Below are 17,926 nucleotides of genomic sequence, written 5' to 3' on the forward strand. Positions count from 1 at the left end.
TGGGTTAGCTCAAATACAGCGGTTGCGACGGTTGCGGCAGACGGCACAGTAACGGTATTAGCTAATGCGCCATTAGCTACAGACACGACGATAACCGCTACTTTAACGGTGGGTTACGGAGACCCCGTTACCGCGAGTTTTGTGGTGACGGCATTGCCCGCTCAATTACAGCTTGCACTTACCCCTGATGAACCTACCCTGGCTTTAGGTACAGTGGCAACACTTACTCCAGACTTTACCATGACTGATGGTTCACCTGCGCCTTCATTAGATGCAAGTGACTTAACTTGGTTAAGTTCGGACCCAGTACTCGCTAGTGTTGATGCTGCTGGTGTAGTCTCCACCTTAAAAGAAGGACAGGTGACAATCTCAGCTGTATTAACGGATACCGCAGACGACTATGACTATGATGTATCAGATGCTGATGCGGTGACCGTGAGTGCAAAAGCCATTGTTGATTTTAAGCTTTACGCTGAAAGTTCAACCACTTTAGCTGAACAACAGACCTTACTGATACACCCAATTGCTATTTATTCCGACAAAACTACCGCGCCATACACCGGTCTGCTAGATTGGACATCAAGCGATAACAGCAATATTAGAATAGCAGGCAGTGCTCCACCTCAAGTAAATCAAGCAACCCCAGTGACAATTACTAGTTTGATTTTAAGTGCAGACGTTACAGCAGACATTACGGTAACCGATGTTAATGCCGTTTTAACCAGTAAAACACTAGCCGTGACATTTATTAAGGGAGCGCTAGATAGTGCTCTTACTAGTGTAGAAACATCAGTAGATGCCGTTACGCTACCCATAGATGTTAACTATCAATTAAGCGCTGTGGCCATACTAAGCGATAATACGGTGAAAGCGCTGAACACTAGCAGTGGCGTCGCTTGGACTGATGATGATACTGGTACTTCCACGGATGTAACTGTGGATGGGACCGGAGGGCTAGTGACGATAACTTCAGCGGCTACCAACAATAGCGAAATTACTGCGACATTTGATGGCCAAGAGGCAACAGCAGCGCTAGCGATTAAACAGAGCGGTACACTTTATTCCATTGAAATAGTACCTGATGATATAACGCTGGCGATAGGCGTGAATCATAGCTTAAAGGCCTTAGGTACATATCAATATGACGTAGACCCGGCCACTAAATATTTAGTCGTCGATATTAGTGACAAAGTCACCTGGGCAGTAACAAACACTACGCTTGCCACCGAAACCTCGGATCAATTAACGGGTCTAACTGTTGGCTCTACGACAATAACGGCAAGCTTAAGTGCTAAAACAGCAACGGCTAATGTCACGGTTGTTAGTGAAATAGCTACAATTAGTATTAGTCCAACCACGTTAACCTTAAGTGACGATAGTAGCTTGCAAGCTCAAGCCTACCCGGTAAAAGCGTATGCCAATTATACAGAGGGTTATAAACATGAAATAACCGATCAAGTTTATTGGAGTTCAACAGCAGAGTTAACGGTAAGTAATATTACAGGCAAAAAAGGTGAAATAACGCCGCTAAGCTTCAGTGGTACACCGGAAGTCACGGCCGAATTGTTTACTGAAAAAGGCACAACAGTTAATAACGCCTTAGTCGTGGGCTTTGAAACTCGCGCTACTACCTCGTTGGATATTACCCCTGCAACGATCACTTTAGATAATGATGAGAAGCAAGAGTTCACCGCAACACTCACCTATGATGATGCAACAACCAGTGATGTTACTGAATTAGTCACGTGGAGTATTAACAATAATACGGACGCATTTGTCAGTAATGTAGCTGGGCTTAGGGGGCAAGTATCAGCAGTAGGTAACTCAACAGCAACAATAGCAGTAACCGCAATACTACCCGGCTCTGTTTGTGATACTTCAGCCTGTACGGCTACTGCCACTATTACTCGCCGAGATGAAAGTGCCACAGCCTTAACCGTTTCGTCTGATACATCAATTGTCGCCATAGACGGCACCTTGCAATTTAGTGTTACTGGTACATTCGCCGATCCAGTTCGTGAAGTAGACCTAACACAAGAGGTTGTGTGGTCAACGGACTTAACGGACTCAATGGAAAGAATAGCGACTATTAGTAATGCATTAGGCACTAAAGGCTTATTGACTCGCATTGCTAGTGGGACTATTAAAGTAACCGCAACCTATAAAGATATTACTGGTGTCTCGGGTGACATAGCGTCACCTTAGCCTCTGCCTTAAGGATTATTTATGATGAATACTAAAAAAATAAGTGTAGTGCTAGCTCTGCTAACATGTATTAGCTATGTGCACGCACAAGATAAAAAAGAAGAGAGTATCTTCTCATCGGGTGCTGAGCAAGTGAATACCTTTCAAAAACTGCTCGCCATATCGCCAGAGTTAGTTGATGAGTATGTATTACTTAAAACGGATGCGAAAATGTTAAGTGCAGCAATAAAAATTGCTGATAAGGTACACCGCACTAAGGTTACCCAATTAAGTGCTTATCAAAGTAAAGCAGATAACGAATATAGCGACAATGAACAATTTCGCTTATTTAGGCAAATAGACAACCAAAATCACCGCAAGCAAGTGCTTGACACTGAATCTGAATTGAAATGGGGCAGAATAAAATTATACCGAACTTTAATTAGGCTAGTGGAAATTGAAAATAGTGTAGAAACTAATTATGCAGCAAAAAATTCAGTTGATGATAAAGAAATAGAAAAAAAATTACTTCTAGGTGAAAGCTTAGTGTTGACTGAGTTACAGCAAAAAAAGGTTTTAGATTTACTTATAGCGAGTCAAAATGAGCCCAATAAATTTGTTCAACTCATCAGTCACCCTAATGTGGTCAATATTTTACCCAACTATTTAAAAGAGCAACTGATCATTTTTAATGAATCAGGTATTACCATAGAGGATGCTTTAACGAATAAAGGCGTAATGGCTGCGGTTATTAATAAAATTAAAGCTATGGATGTTTTGCCTCAGGTTGATGATGAAGCACTAGGACTAAGCCTTTATAGTCAAGAACAAGCACCTAAGATACTCGATGTAGTCATTGCACCTGTCTATTTAATAACAGCGCTTGATGCTGACGCTATTGACCCTTTAACCGTCGTGGGGCTTTATGAAGTGCCACTTCCGTCTCAAGATCTAGTTATTAAATTAGCTGAACTGAGAAAAGCGAGTTTGAAATAATAATTAAGCTACTAGGGTAATATGTACACTGCGCAAAATTAGTTATTGGTATATAGCGAGCCGTTAATTAGCCATAACTTGATGAATGTATTGAGCAATTAATAACGTTTGGCATAGTAAATTATAGTTAACTTAGAATTCACATAAAAATAAGAAGTAAAATTTATATGGTTAATCGTAACGTTTTAAAAATAATGATAATTAATTTCACCTATATAATGGCATTATTTACAGTAACATCGAGCTTGGCTAGTAGTAGTACAGTAAATCTAATAGAAGTTAACAATAAAATAAATTTAGCTTTAAAAGGTATTAAAAACAAGCAATATGCCCAAGCATGTGCACAGCTTCTTAATTTACCAGTAGTAAGTGATTTGTCGGCAGGTAAAAAAGATAAGGCCAGGCAGTTACAACTTAATATTTATTATTCAATGGGGCAATGCCATGCAGGACTAGGCTTATATACTCAAGCTAAAAATTACTTTGAAAAAGTTGTTAATGCCGATAAAAGCCAACCCCGACCGTTTTTAGATCTTGCATTAACATATCAATATTTAGGTGAGTTTGAACAAGCAAATAAACAGTATGATGACCTATTGGCCATGCCAACGCTTAATCAAACCGTACGTAATAAAGTTGAAACTATTGTCGATAATTCACCCTATGCATTGAAATACTTTGTCGACTTTAGCACCGGAGTGCTAGTTGACAGTAATGTCAATAATGCTCCCACTGTGGATTCGTTTATCATATATGATGAAGAATTTATTTTAAATGAAGACAACCAACCTATTTCCGCTATGGGCATAAATGCCGGAGTAAAGTTACGGTTTAGTAAGTTATGGGATCGCTATAGTAGCTGGAGCGGAATGGCTAACGTTACCACAACCGCTTTTATGGGTAACGAAGATCATAGTGTTACTGTATTCGATTTAAGTGGGTCGTATCATCGTAAAATGTGGGGCGGAGAATACTCAATATCATCTCGTTATGCCAATGTGTCTATTGGCGGTAGTCCACTGCTAAGTCTGATAGGTTTTGATGTCACATTGGCGATGATAACCCATAAAAATTTACGAATATTAGGTAAAATGGGTTATCAAATGTATGGCTATAGTGGTGAATCAACAAGAGATCTAACAGAAATTAAACCAGAGCTTATTGTGAACTATCAAATATATGATGGTTTGTTACTGTTTTCAAAATTAGGCTACAGTTTAGCCAGTGCTGAAAACAGTGCCTATAGCTTTACGGGTGCAACAATCGATTTAGGTGTTAACTATGCTTTTCAACCAGAATTACTATTATCAGCATCTTATAAACTAAACCCAAACACATATGACAGCGAACTTGCTGGGTTTGGCAAGGTACGTACTGACACCCGCACACACTATAATTTAGAAGCAAGTTATAATTTTAAAAACTTTTCATGGCAACGTGTCACCATAGATGTAGGCATTGATATGTTTGCGGCGACATCGAATATTGAAGCTTTCAGTAATGAACGTAGTCAGATGTACTTGTTATTTCGTTTTACCTTATAAAACAGCAATAGGTTGCGCTTATATAATGATTAAACACTTCAGTTAACGCTTATATGAGATATAGACTAATTTACGAAAACCGTAGCTGTTGATTATGGGTAATCAGGTAAGTTTAAGTAATGCTTGCTGGATATTATTCACACCGTAAACACCAGAATATCTATGTAGTGATTTCACATTATTTAAACTCACTCTAATGTGCTCTCACACATAATGACACCAATGATTTTTGCGCTAGCAAACTTGAATACATTCTTGTTGGGAACGGCTTTCGTCAACTTCGAATATACAGACAGTAAACCAAGTGTTTTTTTAATTATGTTTCGGAATCGCTTGATTCACATAAACATCAAAGCGATTTTTTTTCATATTAATACTGGTTGACGGTGCTTTACCGGCTAGTGGTGGTGCATAGCTTGGGCGTTTAACCACCACACGATATTTGGCTAAGGCAATGGCGGGTGCTAGTAAGTTGTCAGCATCAAGGTCTTCACCTACTAGCGATTGAAATACGCGCATTTCTTTTTTAACGGCGGCTGATTTCTCTCGGTGCGGATACATAGGATCAAGGTAAATGACATCCGGTTGTTGGGCTAACGGAATATCTGCAATCAATGACGAGCTAATTAAACTCATGCGCTCGGTAATATCATTAATTTCAGTGCTGAGTTTAGCGCGTTTTAAACCGTCTTCGAGTAAGGCGGCGACAATCGGCATACGTTCCATCATGGTTACGTAACAACCTAAGGTCGCTAAGACAAAGGCATCACGACCTAAGCCGGCGGTGGCATCAAGTACCTTGGGAGTAAAACCATGTTTTAAGCCCACCGCTTTAGCAATATCTTGACCTCGGCCACCACCAAACTTTCGCCGATGGGCGGTTGCGCCATCAACAAAATCAACGCAAATAGCGCCAATTTTTGGCTCATCAAGTTTACTCAGTTCTAAGCGCTGCATATTAACTTGTAAGGCAAACAGTAAGTGAGGATGATTTTTTATTGCGGCGATATCACCGATATAATCAAGTTGCCATTTTTTGGCGATTTTTTTTGCCTTGTCGACGTCGACAGAATCTACATAGGCAACAGCAATATTATTCAGCATCGATAACCTCTTCTAAATGAACATGATTATCACCCGTCGCGTAAGCAATTAAACGACTGAGTTGGCCGAGTGACAAGTCACACTGTTTTTGCCAGTCATTAAAGCTTGCTTGAATGGCGTTCAAGCTAGATTTTGTTTGAATACCACCAGTAATAATGTCGTGAGCGCGAAAATAAGCCTCAACATCTCGGCTCAGAATAAAGGTGTCTTTACCTAACGCCCGCAGCGCATAAGGCCCAGTGTTGCCACCCAAGCGTTGACCCTGTTTTTTCAAATAAGCCCATAAGCCAATAATGTCAGCACTGGGCCACTGGGCAATAAACGTTGCAAAACTATGGCCTTGTTGCTGCTGGTCAAAGATCATCAGGGCATTAGCTTTAATGGTTTTAACTTTATTAAAGTTACGGATTATTTTAGGATCGCTGGCTTTTCGCTCCATCATTTCTTCTGGCATCATTAAGACTTTTTCAATAGTAAAATTGAAAAAGCTTTCTTCGAAATTGGGCCATTTATTTTCCACTACGCGCCAAACAAAACCCGATTGAAAAACCTTTTTACTGAACTCAGATAAAAATCTGTCGTCAGTTATTGTGGGTAATAAATGATCTCGGTTACCTGGGCCTAATAATATATTAAGTTTAGCCGCACCGCCTTTGCGAGCAGCGGCGCGTTGATAAATATCGTCAAATTTTTCTAATGCCATGGTGATTAACCCGTAATGCCACTGTGACGCAGTAAGGCATCTATTTTAGGCTGTCGACCACGGAAGGCTTTAAAGAGTTCGCTTGGCTCTTTTGAACCGCCCATTTCAAGAATATTGGTTAAAAAGTCATGACCCACGTTTTGGTTGAAAATACCTTCATCTTCAAAGCGAGAAAAAGCATCGCTTGATAAAACTTCAGCCCATTTATAGCTGTAATAACCGGCAGCATAACCGCCAGCAAAAATATGGCCAAAGCTGTGTTGAAAACGGTTGAACTCAGGCGCTTTAATAACGGCGTAGTCTTGACGTACTTTATCTAGCACTTGTTGAATTTGATCACCTTTTTCTGGGCAATATTCTGCATGCATTTTAAAATCAAACAAACTGAATTCAAGTTGGCGGATCATTTGCATTGCCGATTGAAAGTTCTTGGCCGCTAACATTTTGTCGAGCATGTCTTGCGGTAAAGCTTCATCAGTTTGGTAGTGACCTGAAATAAAGGCCAGTGCTTCTGGCTGCCAGCACCAGTTTTCTAAAAACTGGCTGGGTAGTTCAACCGCGTCCCATGGTACACCGTCGATACCCGACACACCTGCCGCGTTAATTTGCGTTAGCATGTGATGAATACCATGGCCAAATTCATGGAATAAGGTCACGACTTCGTCATGGGTAAATAATGCCGGCTTATCGCCGACTGGGCCATTAAAATTACAGGTCAGGTAAGCAACCGGGTATTGCATATCGCCATTAGCTAATTCACGACGGCCGACACAATCGTCCATCCAGGCGCCGCCACGTTTTTTCGAACGGGCGTATAAGTCTAAATAGAAGCTGCCTCGACGTTGCTGTTTACTGTCAAAGACATCAAAAAATTTGACATCTTTATGCCAAGTATCTACCCCTTTACGCTCGCTGATATTTAAACCAAACAAGCGATGCACCACTTCAAATAAGCCGGCAACCACTTTGCTTTCTGGGAAATAAGGTCGTAGCTCTTCGTCAGAAATAGCGTAACGTTCTTGTTTTAGTTTTTCACTGTAATAGGGTAAATCCCACGCTTGCAAATCACTTTGGGCAAAATTTTGTTTCGCAAAGGCGGTCACTTCGACTAGGTCTTGTTCGCCTTGCGCTTTTGACTTAACCGCTAGGTCTTCTAAAAAGCCTAATACTTCATGGCTGTTATTGGCCATTTTTGTTGCCAATGATTTATCGGCAAAGCTGTTAAATCCTAATAAGTTGGAAATTTCATGACGCAAAGAAAGTAATTCAGCCATAATAGGGCTGTTGTCATATTCGCCGCCGTTCGGCCCTATTTCAGAGGCGCGGGTAACATAGGCGCGATACATTTTTTCGCGTAGCGCTTGATTGTCGCAATAGATCATCAGGGGTAAGTAGCTTGGAATGTCTAAGGTAAATAACCAACCGGTTTTTTCTTGTGCTTGTGCTAAAGCTTGTGCCGCTTCTTTGGCGCTTTCAGGTAAACCGACTAAGTCTGCTTCATCGGTAATATTAACGCTAAAGGCTTGCGTGGCGTCGAGAATATTATTACCAAAGGTTGAGCTAAGTTCTGATAAGCGCGTGGATATTTCACCGTAGCGCTTTTTGTCTTGCTCGTTCAGTGCAATGCCTGAGAGTTTGAAGTCTTTTAAGGTGTTACTGATGACTTTTTGTTGCGCTGTGTTAAGTGCTTTAAACGCTGCACTGTCATTTAATTGCTGGTAGGCCGCGAATAATCCAGCGTGCTGACCAACAAAAGTACCGTATGCAGATAAAAGTGGTAAGCATGACTCATAAGCATCGCGCAGCTTATCGCTATTGACCACTGAATTCATATGCGAAATGGGTGACCATAATTTACCTAATACATCATTTACTTCATCAATAGGGGCAACTAAATTGTCCCAAGTGAATTGGGTATTATTTGCTAATACATCCGCAATCACTGTTTTACACTCTTTGATGGCTTGCTCAACCGCAGGTTTAACATGTTCTGGCTTGATTTTAGAAAATTGCGGCAGTGAGGTCTTTTGTAATAATGGATTGGTCATAGGACTGGTCATAAAATTCGCATGTTTGCTAGATGATGCTGTAGATGTAATGGCAGATCAGTCGATAATCAAGGTGTAGCTTTGACTATTTAACACTAGAGAGGCAATTGAGAGAAAAATTTGAAATTTAATCGTTAAATATTATGTCATTTGCAGTCATAAAGAGGCAATAATGACCGGCATTGGCTGCGATGCTTGAATTTTGATGCTTTAAGTGCAATATAATCACTTGATGCTTTAAGCGCAATATAATCACATAGGAATAATAATATGACACAACATTTTGACTACATTTCGATTGGCGCCGGCAGTGGCGGTATCGCTTCTGCAAACCGAGCTGCACGTTTAGGCAAAAAAGCCGCTGTTATTGAAGCTAAGCATATTGGTGGTACCTGTGTGAATGTCGGTTGTGTACCGAAAAAGGCCATGTGGTATGCCGGACAAATTGCCGATGCATTACACTACGCGAATGACTACGGTTTTAAAGCGCCATTACAAAGCTTTGACTGGTCAAAGTTAGTAAAAAATAGAGAAGCTTATATTGAACGCATTCATGCAGCTTATGCGCGTGGTTTTGCCAGTAATGACGTTACCGTGATCAAGGGTTTTGCTAAGTTTGTTGATAAAAATACCTTAGACGTTGACGGGGTTTTATATACCGCTGACCATATTACCATTGCAACAGGCGGACGCCCAAGTCGTCCCGATATTGAAGGGGCTGAGCATGGTATTGACTCAGATGGCTTTTTTGCGTTAACCGAACAACCTGAAAAAGTTGCCGTGGTGGGAGCGGGTTATATTGCCGTTGAGCTTGCCGGTGTGTTGCATGCGCTAGGCAGCAAAGCTCATCTATTAGTGCGTAAAGAAAAGCCATTACGTCATTTTGATGACATGCTAAGCGATACCTTAGTAGAGCAAATGGCCAAGCATGGTCCAACACTACACACCATGAGTGTGCCAACGCGTGTTGAGAAACATCAGGATGGCAAACTAACCATTCATCTAGAAAATGGCCATAGTGTCGGCCCAGTAGACAGCTTAATTTGGGCGATTGGTCGTGAGCCAGCAACCGATAATATTAATATTGCCTCAGCAGGTATTGAGCTTGATGAACGGGGTTTTATTCCTACAGATAAATATCAAAATACTGATGTTGATGGTATTTATGCCGTTGGTGATAATACCGGCCGAGCCCAGTTAACGCCGGTTGCCGTCGCTGCTGGACGCCGCTTGTGTGAGCGTTTGTTTAACAATAAGCCAGAGTCGTATTTAGATTATTCCAATATAGCCACAGTGGTGTTTAGTCATCCGGTTATTGGTACGGTGGGTTTATCAGAAAAAGAAGCGATAGAAGAGCATGGCGAAGCGCAAGTTAAGGTTTACAGCTCTCAATTTACCGCTTTATATCAAGCGATTACTGAAGATTATCGTGATCCTACTCGGATGAAATTAGTCTGTGTAGGTAAAGAAGAGAAAATAGTGGGTATTCATAGTATAGGTTTTGGAAGCGATGAATTATTACAAGGTTTTGCGGTTGCCATGAAAATGGGCGCCACTAAGGCTGACTTTGATAATACTGTGGCTATTCACCCAACCTCAGCAGAAGAATTTGTCACTATGTAATTCATTAGGCTGTAGCTTATTAGGCTTTAGGTTATTAAACTTTAGTTTATTAGGACATTAAGCGTGTTTTTGCGTTAATTTAAACGCTGTATTCGTCATAGGGTACAGCGTTTTTTATTTTTCAAAGTTTAAGTTGATCCATCTTCTTTTATGTCTAAATATTGGCTAGTCATTGTCTAGATATAAGATAAGATCAATAACCCTAATACTTCAACAGCCAAGCTAATGTTAATAAAGTCTCCACTCAAGTCTCAGTTCAAGTCTCAGTTCAAGTCTCAGCTCAAATATTGGTGGCTGGCTATTCGGCCTAGCACCTTACTCGCTTCCATTGGTCCGATTTTATTAGGCACAGCATTGGCGACCCGTGACGTTGACATTAACATGGGCATATTTTTATTGACCTTAGTCTGTGCTATGTCACTGCAAATTGCGGTTAATTTAGCGAATGACCTTTTTGATGGTTTATCTGGGGTAGATAGCAAGCAAAGAGTGGGGCCGGTAAGAGTGGTGCAAGCGGGCTTAATCTCATTATCAGCCATAAAGCTTGGTTTAGCACTAATATGCACTGTTGCTATGCTTTCAGGGCTTTATCTTGCGGTTGAAGGTGGTTGGTGGATATTGGCGCTTGGCGTATTGTCATTGTTAGGTGTGTTTGCTTACAGCGCAGGACCCTTTCCATTGGCGTCAAATGCTTTGGGTGAAGTTACCGTGTTAATTTTCTTCGGCTGGGTGTCAGTGCTTGGCAGTTATTATTTGCAAGCGGGTACCCTGTCATTACTCGCCTTTGGCTTAGCCACTAGTGCAGGATTGTATAGTAGCGCCATTATGCTGGTGAACAATATTAGAGACATTGCTACGGATCAAGCGGTAAAAAAATATACCTTGGTGGTTATTCTAGGTGAACACAAGGCAAGAATTTTACTCGCGATACTCATTACGGGTGCGTTAATTATTCATGCAATATTTGCCATACAGGTATCGTCTATACTTTGGATAACCACTATTTTACTTGTGGCGCCGAGTTATTATGTGATTAAAAAAGGCTTTACCTTGCAAGGACCGGCACTTAATTCATTATTAGCTAATGTGGCTCAAGTAGGTTTTTTATATTGCTTTAGTGTTGCTTTGAGCTTGATTATATTTTTGTAATAACGGGGTGACAGTTAATGTAAAAATAGAGCTGCGATTTTGTCATATTTTGGCTTAGTGAAGACCAAGGTAATTTAAATTTTTACAAAAATTAAATTTATATAATTAAGCTAGCCCTTGCCAAATATAGCTTATGTTTTTTTGTTATTTATAGGTGTCATAAAACAGTAAAAATAGTTTAACAATTGTCTGGTAATGAGGTTGTTTTCTGGTAATCTCTCAGCTCGCTTATTTTTGTTGTTCGTTAATTGAACGGCTAATTTTAAGCTGAGACATTTATTTATCCACATAATAAAAAAATAATAATAAATATTTGAAAAGGATTTCAGACTTATCTTTTTTGATTTAATACAAGTAGTTAAATAACAGTTGCCGTAAAGTTCGCCAGAGCTTTAAGGTTTTTCATCGTGGTTTTCAACATACTTATCCACAATTATCGCTAATTGATGCGCCTAAATATAATGAATAGCTAGAGACAATTTGCCGATTATGGCATGCTTAGCCAATCTTTCTCCCAGTTATAAAATTATCATGCCAACTTCTGACCAATCACCGCTTATTTTAGTCGATGGTTCATCTTATTTATTTCGTGCTTATCACGTGCCATATTTGCAAGCTTTATCCACTTTAGACGGCCAACCTACCGGTGCTATTACTGGCGTTTTGAACATGTTCAGAAGTCTAAAAAAAGACTATCCCAATGGTAATATCGTGGCGATATTTGATGCCAAAGGGAAAACCTTTCGTAATGATATGTATGCTGAATATAAAGCTAATCGCCCGCCCATGCCGGATGATTTACGCACGCAAATTGCGCCAATACATGAAATTATTGTTGCCATGGGTTTACCGCTGTTAGTTATTGATGGCGTAGAGGCTGATGATGTTATTGGCACTTTATCGCATCAAGCAACCGCTTTAGGCATTGAAACCGTGATCTCAACCGGTGATAAAGATATGGCTCAGTTAGTTAACCCGCATGTGCGTTTAATTAACACCATGACCAATGTAGAAATGGATGAAGCAGGCGTTATTGAAAAATTTGGTGTGCGCCCTGATCAGATCATCGACTACCTTGCCCTAATGGGCGATAAAGTTGATAACATTCCTGGCGTTGAAAAGTGTGGCCCTAAAACAGCGGTAAAATGGTTAACCGCACACCCTAGCTTAAAAGAAGTCATGGCACATGCCGACGATGTTAAAGGCAAAGTAGGTGAAAACTTACGCACCGCTTTAACACACCTGCCGCTTTCTTATGAACTTGCCACCATTAAGCTCGATGTTGACCTTGAGCAAAGCGTTGCTGAACTGCAACCCAAAGCACCTGATACTGAAACATTAAGAACGCTTTACCAAAAATTTGAATTAAAACGGCTATTAACTGATTTAGACGCTGGCGATAGCAAAGCGGATACTGCAGTTACACCCAGTAGCGAAGCTGTTGTCGACTTGCCTGCTGATGTTGACACTGAATATGAGATTATTCTTGATAAAGCCAGCTTTAATATTTGGCTTGAAAAGTTAAACGCTGCTGAGCTGTTTGCTTTTGATACTGAAACCACCAGCGTTAACTATATGAAAGCTAAACTGGTCGGTTTATCATTTTGTATTGAAGCCGGTAAAGCGGCTTATGTGCCACTAACGCATGATTATATTGATGCGCCAGAGCAGCTAGCACTCGACTGGGTGCTTGAGCAACTTAAGCCATTATTAGAGAGTGAAACCTGCTGTAAAGTCGGGCAAAATTTAAAATACGATGCCAATGTGCTCTCGCATTATAATATTGCCATGCAAGGTATTGCTTTTGACACCATGCTTGAGTCTTATTGTTTGAACAGTGTGGCAACGCGCCATAACATGGACGCGCTAGCAGAAAAATATTTAGGCTATAAAACCGTACATTTTGAAGATATTGCTGGTAAGGGCGCAAAGCAGCTGACCTTTAATCAAATTGAAATTGAAAAGGCCGGTCATTATGCCGCTGAAGATGCTGATATTACCATGCGTTTGCATCAAGCCATTTACCCACAATTAGCCAAAGTGAGTTCGCAGCTCTCTGTTTTTACCGATATTGAGATGCCGTTACTCCCCGTACTTGCTCGCATGGAGCAACATGGGGTATTAATTGACTGCGATATGTTGGCTCAACAAAGCCAATCCATTGGTACACGTTTAGCTGAGTTAGAGATTGAAGCGCATAACCTGGCAGGTAAAAGCTTTAACTTAAGCTCGCCTAAGCAATTACAGGTAATTTTGTTTGAAGAGCTCAAAATACCGGTTATTAAGAAAACCCCTAAAGGTGCGCCTTCAACGGCAGAAGAAGTGTTACAAGAGTTAGCGTTAGATTATCCATTACCGAAAGTGATTTTAGAAAACCGTGGCTTAAGTAAGTTAAAGTCAACTTATACCGACAAGTTACCCTTACTAGTTGGGGCAACCACTAACCGTGTTCATACCTCTTATCAACAAGCGGTTACCGCAACCGGGCGTTTATCTTCGACCGATCCAAACCTGCAAAACATTCCTATTCGAAGTGAAGAAGGACGTAAAATACGTCTGGCTTTTATTGCTCCGCCTGAGCATAAAATTGTTGCGATAGATTATTCTCAAATTGAATTACGCATTATGGCGCATTTATCCGACGATCCGGGCTTAGTTAAAGCGTTTTCTGAAGGCAAAGACGTGCATAAAGCAACGGCAGCAGAGATATTTGCCGTACCACTTGATGAAGTCACTATAGATCAACGCCGCAGCGCGAAAGCGGTTAACTTTGGTTTGATTTATGGCATGTCGGCATTTGGCTTAGCAAAACAACTTAATGTGCCTCGCCATACTGCACAAGCCTATATTGATAAATACTTTGAGCGTTATCCTAATGTTTCTCAGTATATGGAAGATACCCGTCAACAAGCCACTGAAACAGGTTATGTAGAAACCTTATTTGGTCGTCGACTGTATTTGCCAGACATTAAAGCAAAAAATGCCATGCGCAAAAAAGCCGCTGAACGTGCAGCGATTAACGCACCTATGCAAGGTACTGCGGCTGATATTATCAAAAAAGCCATGTTGGCGGTTGATGCTTGGATACAAGCGCAAAACGATCCTAGAATCAAAATGACCATGCAAGTACACGATGAATTAATTTTTGAAATTCACCAAGATATTGTTGAGAAAACCACAGCAACCTTGGTTGAAATTATGAATAATGCCATCACCATGAGTGTGCCATTAATTGCCGAAGCCGGCATTGGTGATAACTGGGAACAAGCGCATTAGAGATATCAAAGGGGTATTACTCTAGTATTTTGAACTTGTGAATAAACAATATTTAATGTACTTACTATTGTTTGGTTGAAATTAATATCCTTGCTTCATGTTCTTATTAAATAACGCCGAGTGATCCCTTCATGGTGTGTTGTCATTCAGGCCTCTATCTAGAGGCCTTTTTTTACACCATTTTTCGATTATTCAATACTCACTCATTCGAGCTGTAAGGCGCGTGTTGAATGAAATAAACCGTACTTGTGATGTTATATCTGCTTTAAGCCTATGACGGCTAAATTACCTTAGACGAGCAAGTGCAGGCATAAGTACTGTTGAACTTTACATTAAGCTAAAGGTCAACAGTGGAATAATATCACTTAGCTATTGTACTTATGCACAATGGCGATAAAATTATATCCGCTCTACTAAATTTATATCATGATTGAATTGAGGAAAATATTTTGAAGAAATGGACGTTACCGCTGTTACTGACTTGTTTAGTCGCCTGTGAAAATACCGATAAGCTGCAAACTCAAACACCTGAAATTATTGTTGATGGCATCACTTTTGTTGAGCAAGTGCGAACAGCAGCGAAAAAAACGGTGATCCCATATCAAAAATATGTTTTAGACAACGGTTTAACTTTGATTTTGCATCAAGACAGCTCAGACCCTTTGGTTCATGTTGATATGACCTATCACGTTGGCTCTGGCCGCGAAGAAATTGGTAAGTCAGGTTTTGCGCATTTTTTCGAACATATGATGTTTCAAGGCTCAGAAAATGTTGCTGACGACGAGCACTTTAAAATAGTCACTGAATCTGGTGGTACCATGAATGGTACCACCAACAGCGATCGCACGAATTACTTTCAAACCGTGCCAGCAAATCAATTAGAAAAAATGTTGTGGCTTGAAGCTGACCGCATGGGATTTTTAGTTGATGCCGTGACACAAGAGAAATTTGAAATACAACGTGAAACAGTAAAAAACGAACGTGGCCAAAGTTATGAAAATCGTCCTTATGGGTTGTTGCGAGAACGTGTTGCAGAAGCTATGTATCCTGTAGGTCATCCTTATTCATGGCAAACCATAGGTTATATTGACGATTTAAATCGCGTTAATGTGAATGACTTAAAAGCCTTTTTCTTGCGTTGGTATGGCCCTAATAATGCCACATTAACCATAGGCGGTGATCTTAATATTGCTGATACTTTGGTAATGGTGAACAAATATTTTGGCACTATTCCTCGTGGCCCAGCGGTAAAAATGCCTGAAAAATCCAGCTTTACACTCGAGGCTGATCGCTATATTTCTATGGAAGACAATGTACATTTACCTCTAGTGTATATGTCGTATCCAACGGTGAGTGTTAGGCATAAAGACGAAGCCGCACTAGATTTACTCTCGAGTATTTTAGGTGGGGGTAAAACCTCATTACTTTATAAAAACTTAGTTAAAAATCAGTTGGCTGTACAAGCCTCGGTAAGTCATCCTTGTGCGGAGCTCGCCTGTACTTTTAATATGTTAGCACTTCCGCATCCAGGGTCAGGTAAGACTTTGGCAGATATGGAAAAAGTGATTCGTGCTAGTTTGCTTGAATTTGAACTCCGTGGTGTTGAAGATGACGATTTAATCAAAGCAAAAGCCGAAATGGAAGCTAGCTTTGTCTTTGGCTTGCAGAGTGTAGCCGGTAAGGTCAGCCAATTGGCAGCGAATGAAACCTTTAAAGGCAATCCAAATTATATTGAGCAAGACATTGCCCGTTATGCCAATGTCACCAAAGCTGATGTAATGCGTGTTTATGAAAAATATATCAAAAATAAACATGGCGTGATCATGAGCATAGTACCACAAGGGCAAAAGGCCCGGGTTGCTGCGCCAGATAACTTCATACCACCAGCACGGGTTATCCCCGAACGTGCGATGACTTCAGATACCGACTTACAAGTGCGTAAAGCGCAAGACGATTTTGACCGTAGCCTTATGCCAGTTGCTGGCGCAAATAAAGCCGTTGAAGTGCCCAAAATGTGGCGCGAAACTTTTGCTAATGGTATGAAAATACTGGCAACACAAAGCAGCGAGACACCAACCACTTCAATGTTGATCAAAATCCCTGCGGGTCATTATTATGAAAGTAAAGAAAAGGCTGGCACAGCAGCACTTTTAGCCGCCATGTTAAATGAGTCTACCAGCAAACGTAGCGCCGAAGACATGAGCAAAGCCCTGCAAAAACTGGGTGCTTCGGTTAGTATCTCAGCGGGTAATGACTATTTAGCGGTCAATATAAACACCTTAACTAAGCATATAGACGCCACGCTTGCCTTAGTTTATGAAAAATTAACCCTACCGGCGTTTTTGCCAAGTGAATTTGAGCGTAATAAAAGCAATGCGATTCAAGGTGCTATTAATGGTAAAAAAGATGCCGGATATTTAGCGTCAAATGCTTATCGCCAGTTACTGCATGCCGATAATATAGCGGCAACTTCTAGTGCGGGTTCAGAAGCTTCATTAGCTAATATCGAATTAGCCGATATTAAAGCGCTTTATCAAGCGCAAGTGCAGCCAAAAGGCAGTGAAATAATATTGGTGTCAGATTTAAACCAACGCGATATTTTGCAGTCTTTGGGTATCTTCAAAGCACTGACGGGCGCAGGCAAAGAGCTGTTATTAACCTTACCCGACTCAAATGCTAAGCGAGGCGTTATTTATTTAGTGAATAAAGACAATGCCACGCAGGCTGCTATTCGCATTGGTAAACGTTCACTTACTGAAGATATTACCGGTGAATACTATCGAGCTTACTTAATGAACTTTGCCTTAGGCGGGGCATTTAATAGCCGTATTAATCTAAATTTACGTGAAGATAAGGGTTACACCTACGGTGCGAGTTCGTATTTTTATGGTGATAAATTCTCTGGCACTTATACCGCAAGCGCAGAGGTGCGGGCTGATGTAACAGACAAGTCAATTGTTGAGTTTGTGAAAGAAATTACCCACTATGCGGAGCAAGGGATTAGCGATGAAGAGTTAGCTTTCATGCGCAACGCCATCAACCAAAAAGATGCGTTGAAATATGAAACACCAGGTCGTAAACTCGGATTTTTAGCACAAATTTTAGAGCATGATCTCACGGCTGATTTTGTCAAGGAACGCAATGACATTGTGGCTAATATCACTAAAGCAGAAATTAACGCGTTAGCGAAAAAGCATTTAGTTTTAAGCGAAATGCTAATGGTGGTAGTGGGCGACGCTAAGACCCTAAAACCTCAGCTTGAGGCTTTAGGTTACCAAGTGATTAATTACGAAATTTAA

At 40.7% G+C, this 17,926-nt stretch carries 10 protein-coding genes; 7 read left to right on the forward strand and 3 right to left on the reverse strand.

Translation table 11 applies throughout. The features are described 5' to 3' along the window. From H4J59_RS18260 to H4J59_RS18270, 3 genes are all read left to right on the forward strand, one after another. On the forward strand, positions 1-2,205 hold a 2,205-nt coding region (locus H4J59_RS18260; protein WP_182241414.1), incomplete at its 5' end, for an Ig-like domain-containing protein. 21 nt (positions 2,206-2,226) lie between these two features. Further along, a complete protein-coding gene (locus tag H4J59_RS18265) occupies positions 2,227-3,180 on the forward strand; it encodes a hypothetical protein (protein ID WP_182241415.1) in 954 nt (317 codons plus the stop codon). 245 nt (positions 3,181-3,425) lie between these two features. Then, on the forward strand, positions 3,426-4,724 hold the full coding sequence (locus H4J59_RS18270) for a tetratricopeptide repeat protein (RefSeq protein WP_182241416.1): 1,299 nt from the start codon (positions 3,426-3,428) through the stop codon (positions 4,722-4,724). 312 nt (positions 4,725-5,036) lie between these two features. Here the strand turns inward: H4J59_RS18270 and H4J59_RS18275 are convergent, their stop codons facing one another. Genes H4J59_RS18275 through prlC form a run of 3 tightly spaced genes read right to left on the reverse strand, consistent with a single transcriptional unit; the run spans position 5,037 to position 8,579 of the window. Continuing rightward, positions 5,037-5,828, reverse strand: coding sequence for a class I SAM-dependent methyltransferase (locus H4J59_RS18275; RefSeq protein ID WP_182241417.1), 792 nt, complete (start codon positions 5,826-5,828; stop codon positions 5,037-5,039). Next, a complete protein-coding gene (locus H4J59_RS18280) occupies positions 5,818-6,531 on the reverse strand; it encodes a DNA-3-methyladenine glycosylase I (protein WP_182241418.1) in 714 nt (237 codons plus the stop codon). Before H4J59_RS18280 ends, H4J59_RS18275 begins: the two co-directional genes overlap by 11 nt. Positions 6,532-6,536: 5 nt before the next feature. Next, positions 6,537-8,579: an oligopeptidase A gene (prlC, locus tag H4J59_RS18285; protein WP_182241547.1), complete on the reverse strand. Its 2,043-nt coding sequence runs from the start codon at positions 8,577-8,579 to the stop codon at positions 6,537-6,539. Positions 8,580-8,849: 270 nt separating this feature from the next. Between prlC and gorA the strand changes: the two genes are divergently transcribed. The 4 genes from gorA (at position 8,850) to H4J59_RS18305 (ending at position 17,926) form a co-directional block, all read left to right on the forward strand. Then, positions 8,850-10,202: a glutathione-disulfide reductase gene (gene gorA, locus H4J59_RS18290; RefSeq protein WP_182241419.1), complete on the forward strand. Its 1,353-nt coding sequence runs from the start codon at positions 8,850-8,852 to the stop codon at positions 10,200-10,202. Positions 10,203-10,427: 225 nt separating this feature from the next. Continuing rightward, complete coding sequence (gene menA / locus H4J59_RS18295; RefSeq protein ID WP_182241420.1) at positions 10,428-11,351, forward strand: 1,4-dihydroxy-2-naphthoate octaprenyltransferase; 924 nt, start codon at positions 10,428-10,430, stop codon at positions 11,349-11,351. 531 nt (positions 11,352-11,882) lie between these two features. Beyond that, positions 11,883-14,627: a DNA polymerase I gene (gene polA / locus H4J59_RS18300; protein ID WP_182241421.1), complete on the forward strand. Its 2,745-nt coding sequence runs from the start codon at positions 11,883-11,885 to the stop codon at positions 14,625-14,627. Between the two features lie 449 nt (positions 14,628-15,076). Further along, positions 15,077-17,926: a pitrilysin family protein gene (locus H4J59_RS18305; RefSeq protein WP_220469886.1), complete on the forward strand. Its 2,850-nt coding sequence runs from the start codon at positions 15,077-15,079 to the stop codon at positions 17,924-17,926.

Source organism: Colwellia sp. MB02u-10 (genome assembly GCF_014077185.1).
Taxonomy (GTDB): Bacteria; Pseudomonadota; Gammaproteobacteria; order Enterobacterales; family Alteromonadaceae; genus Cognaticolwellia.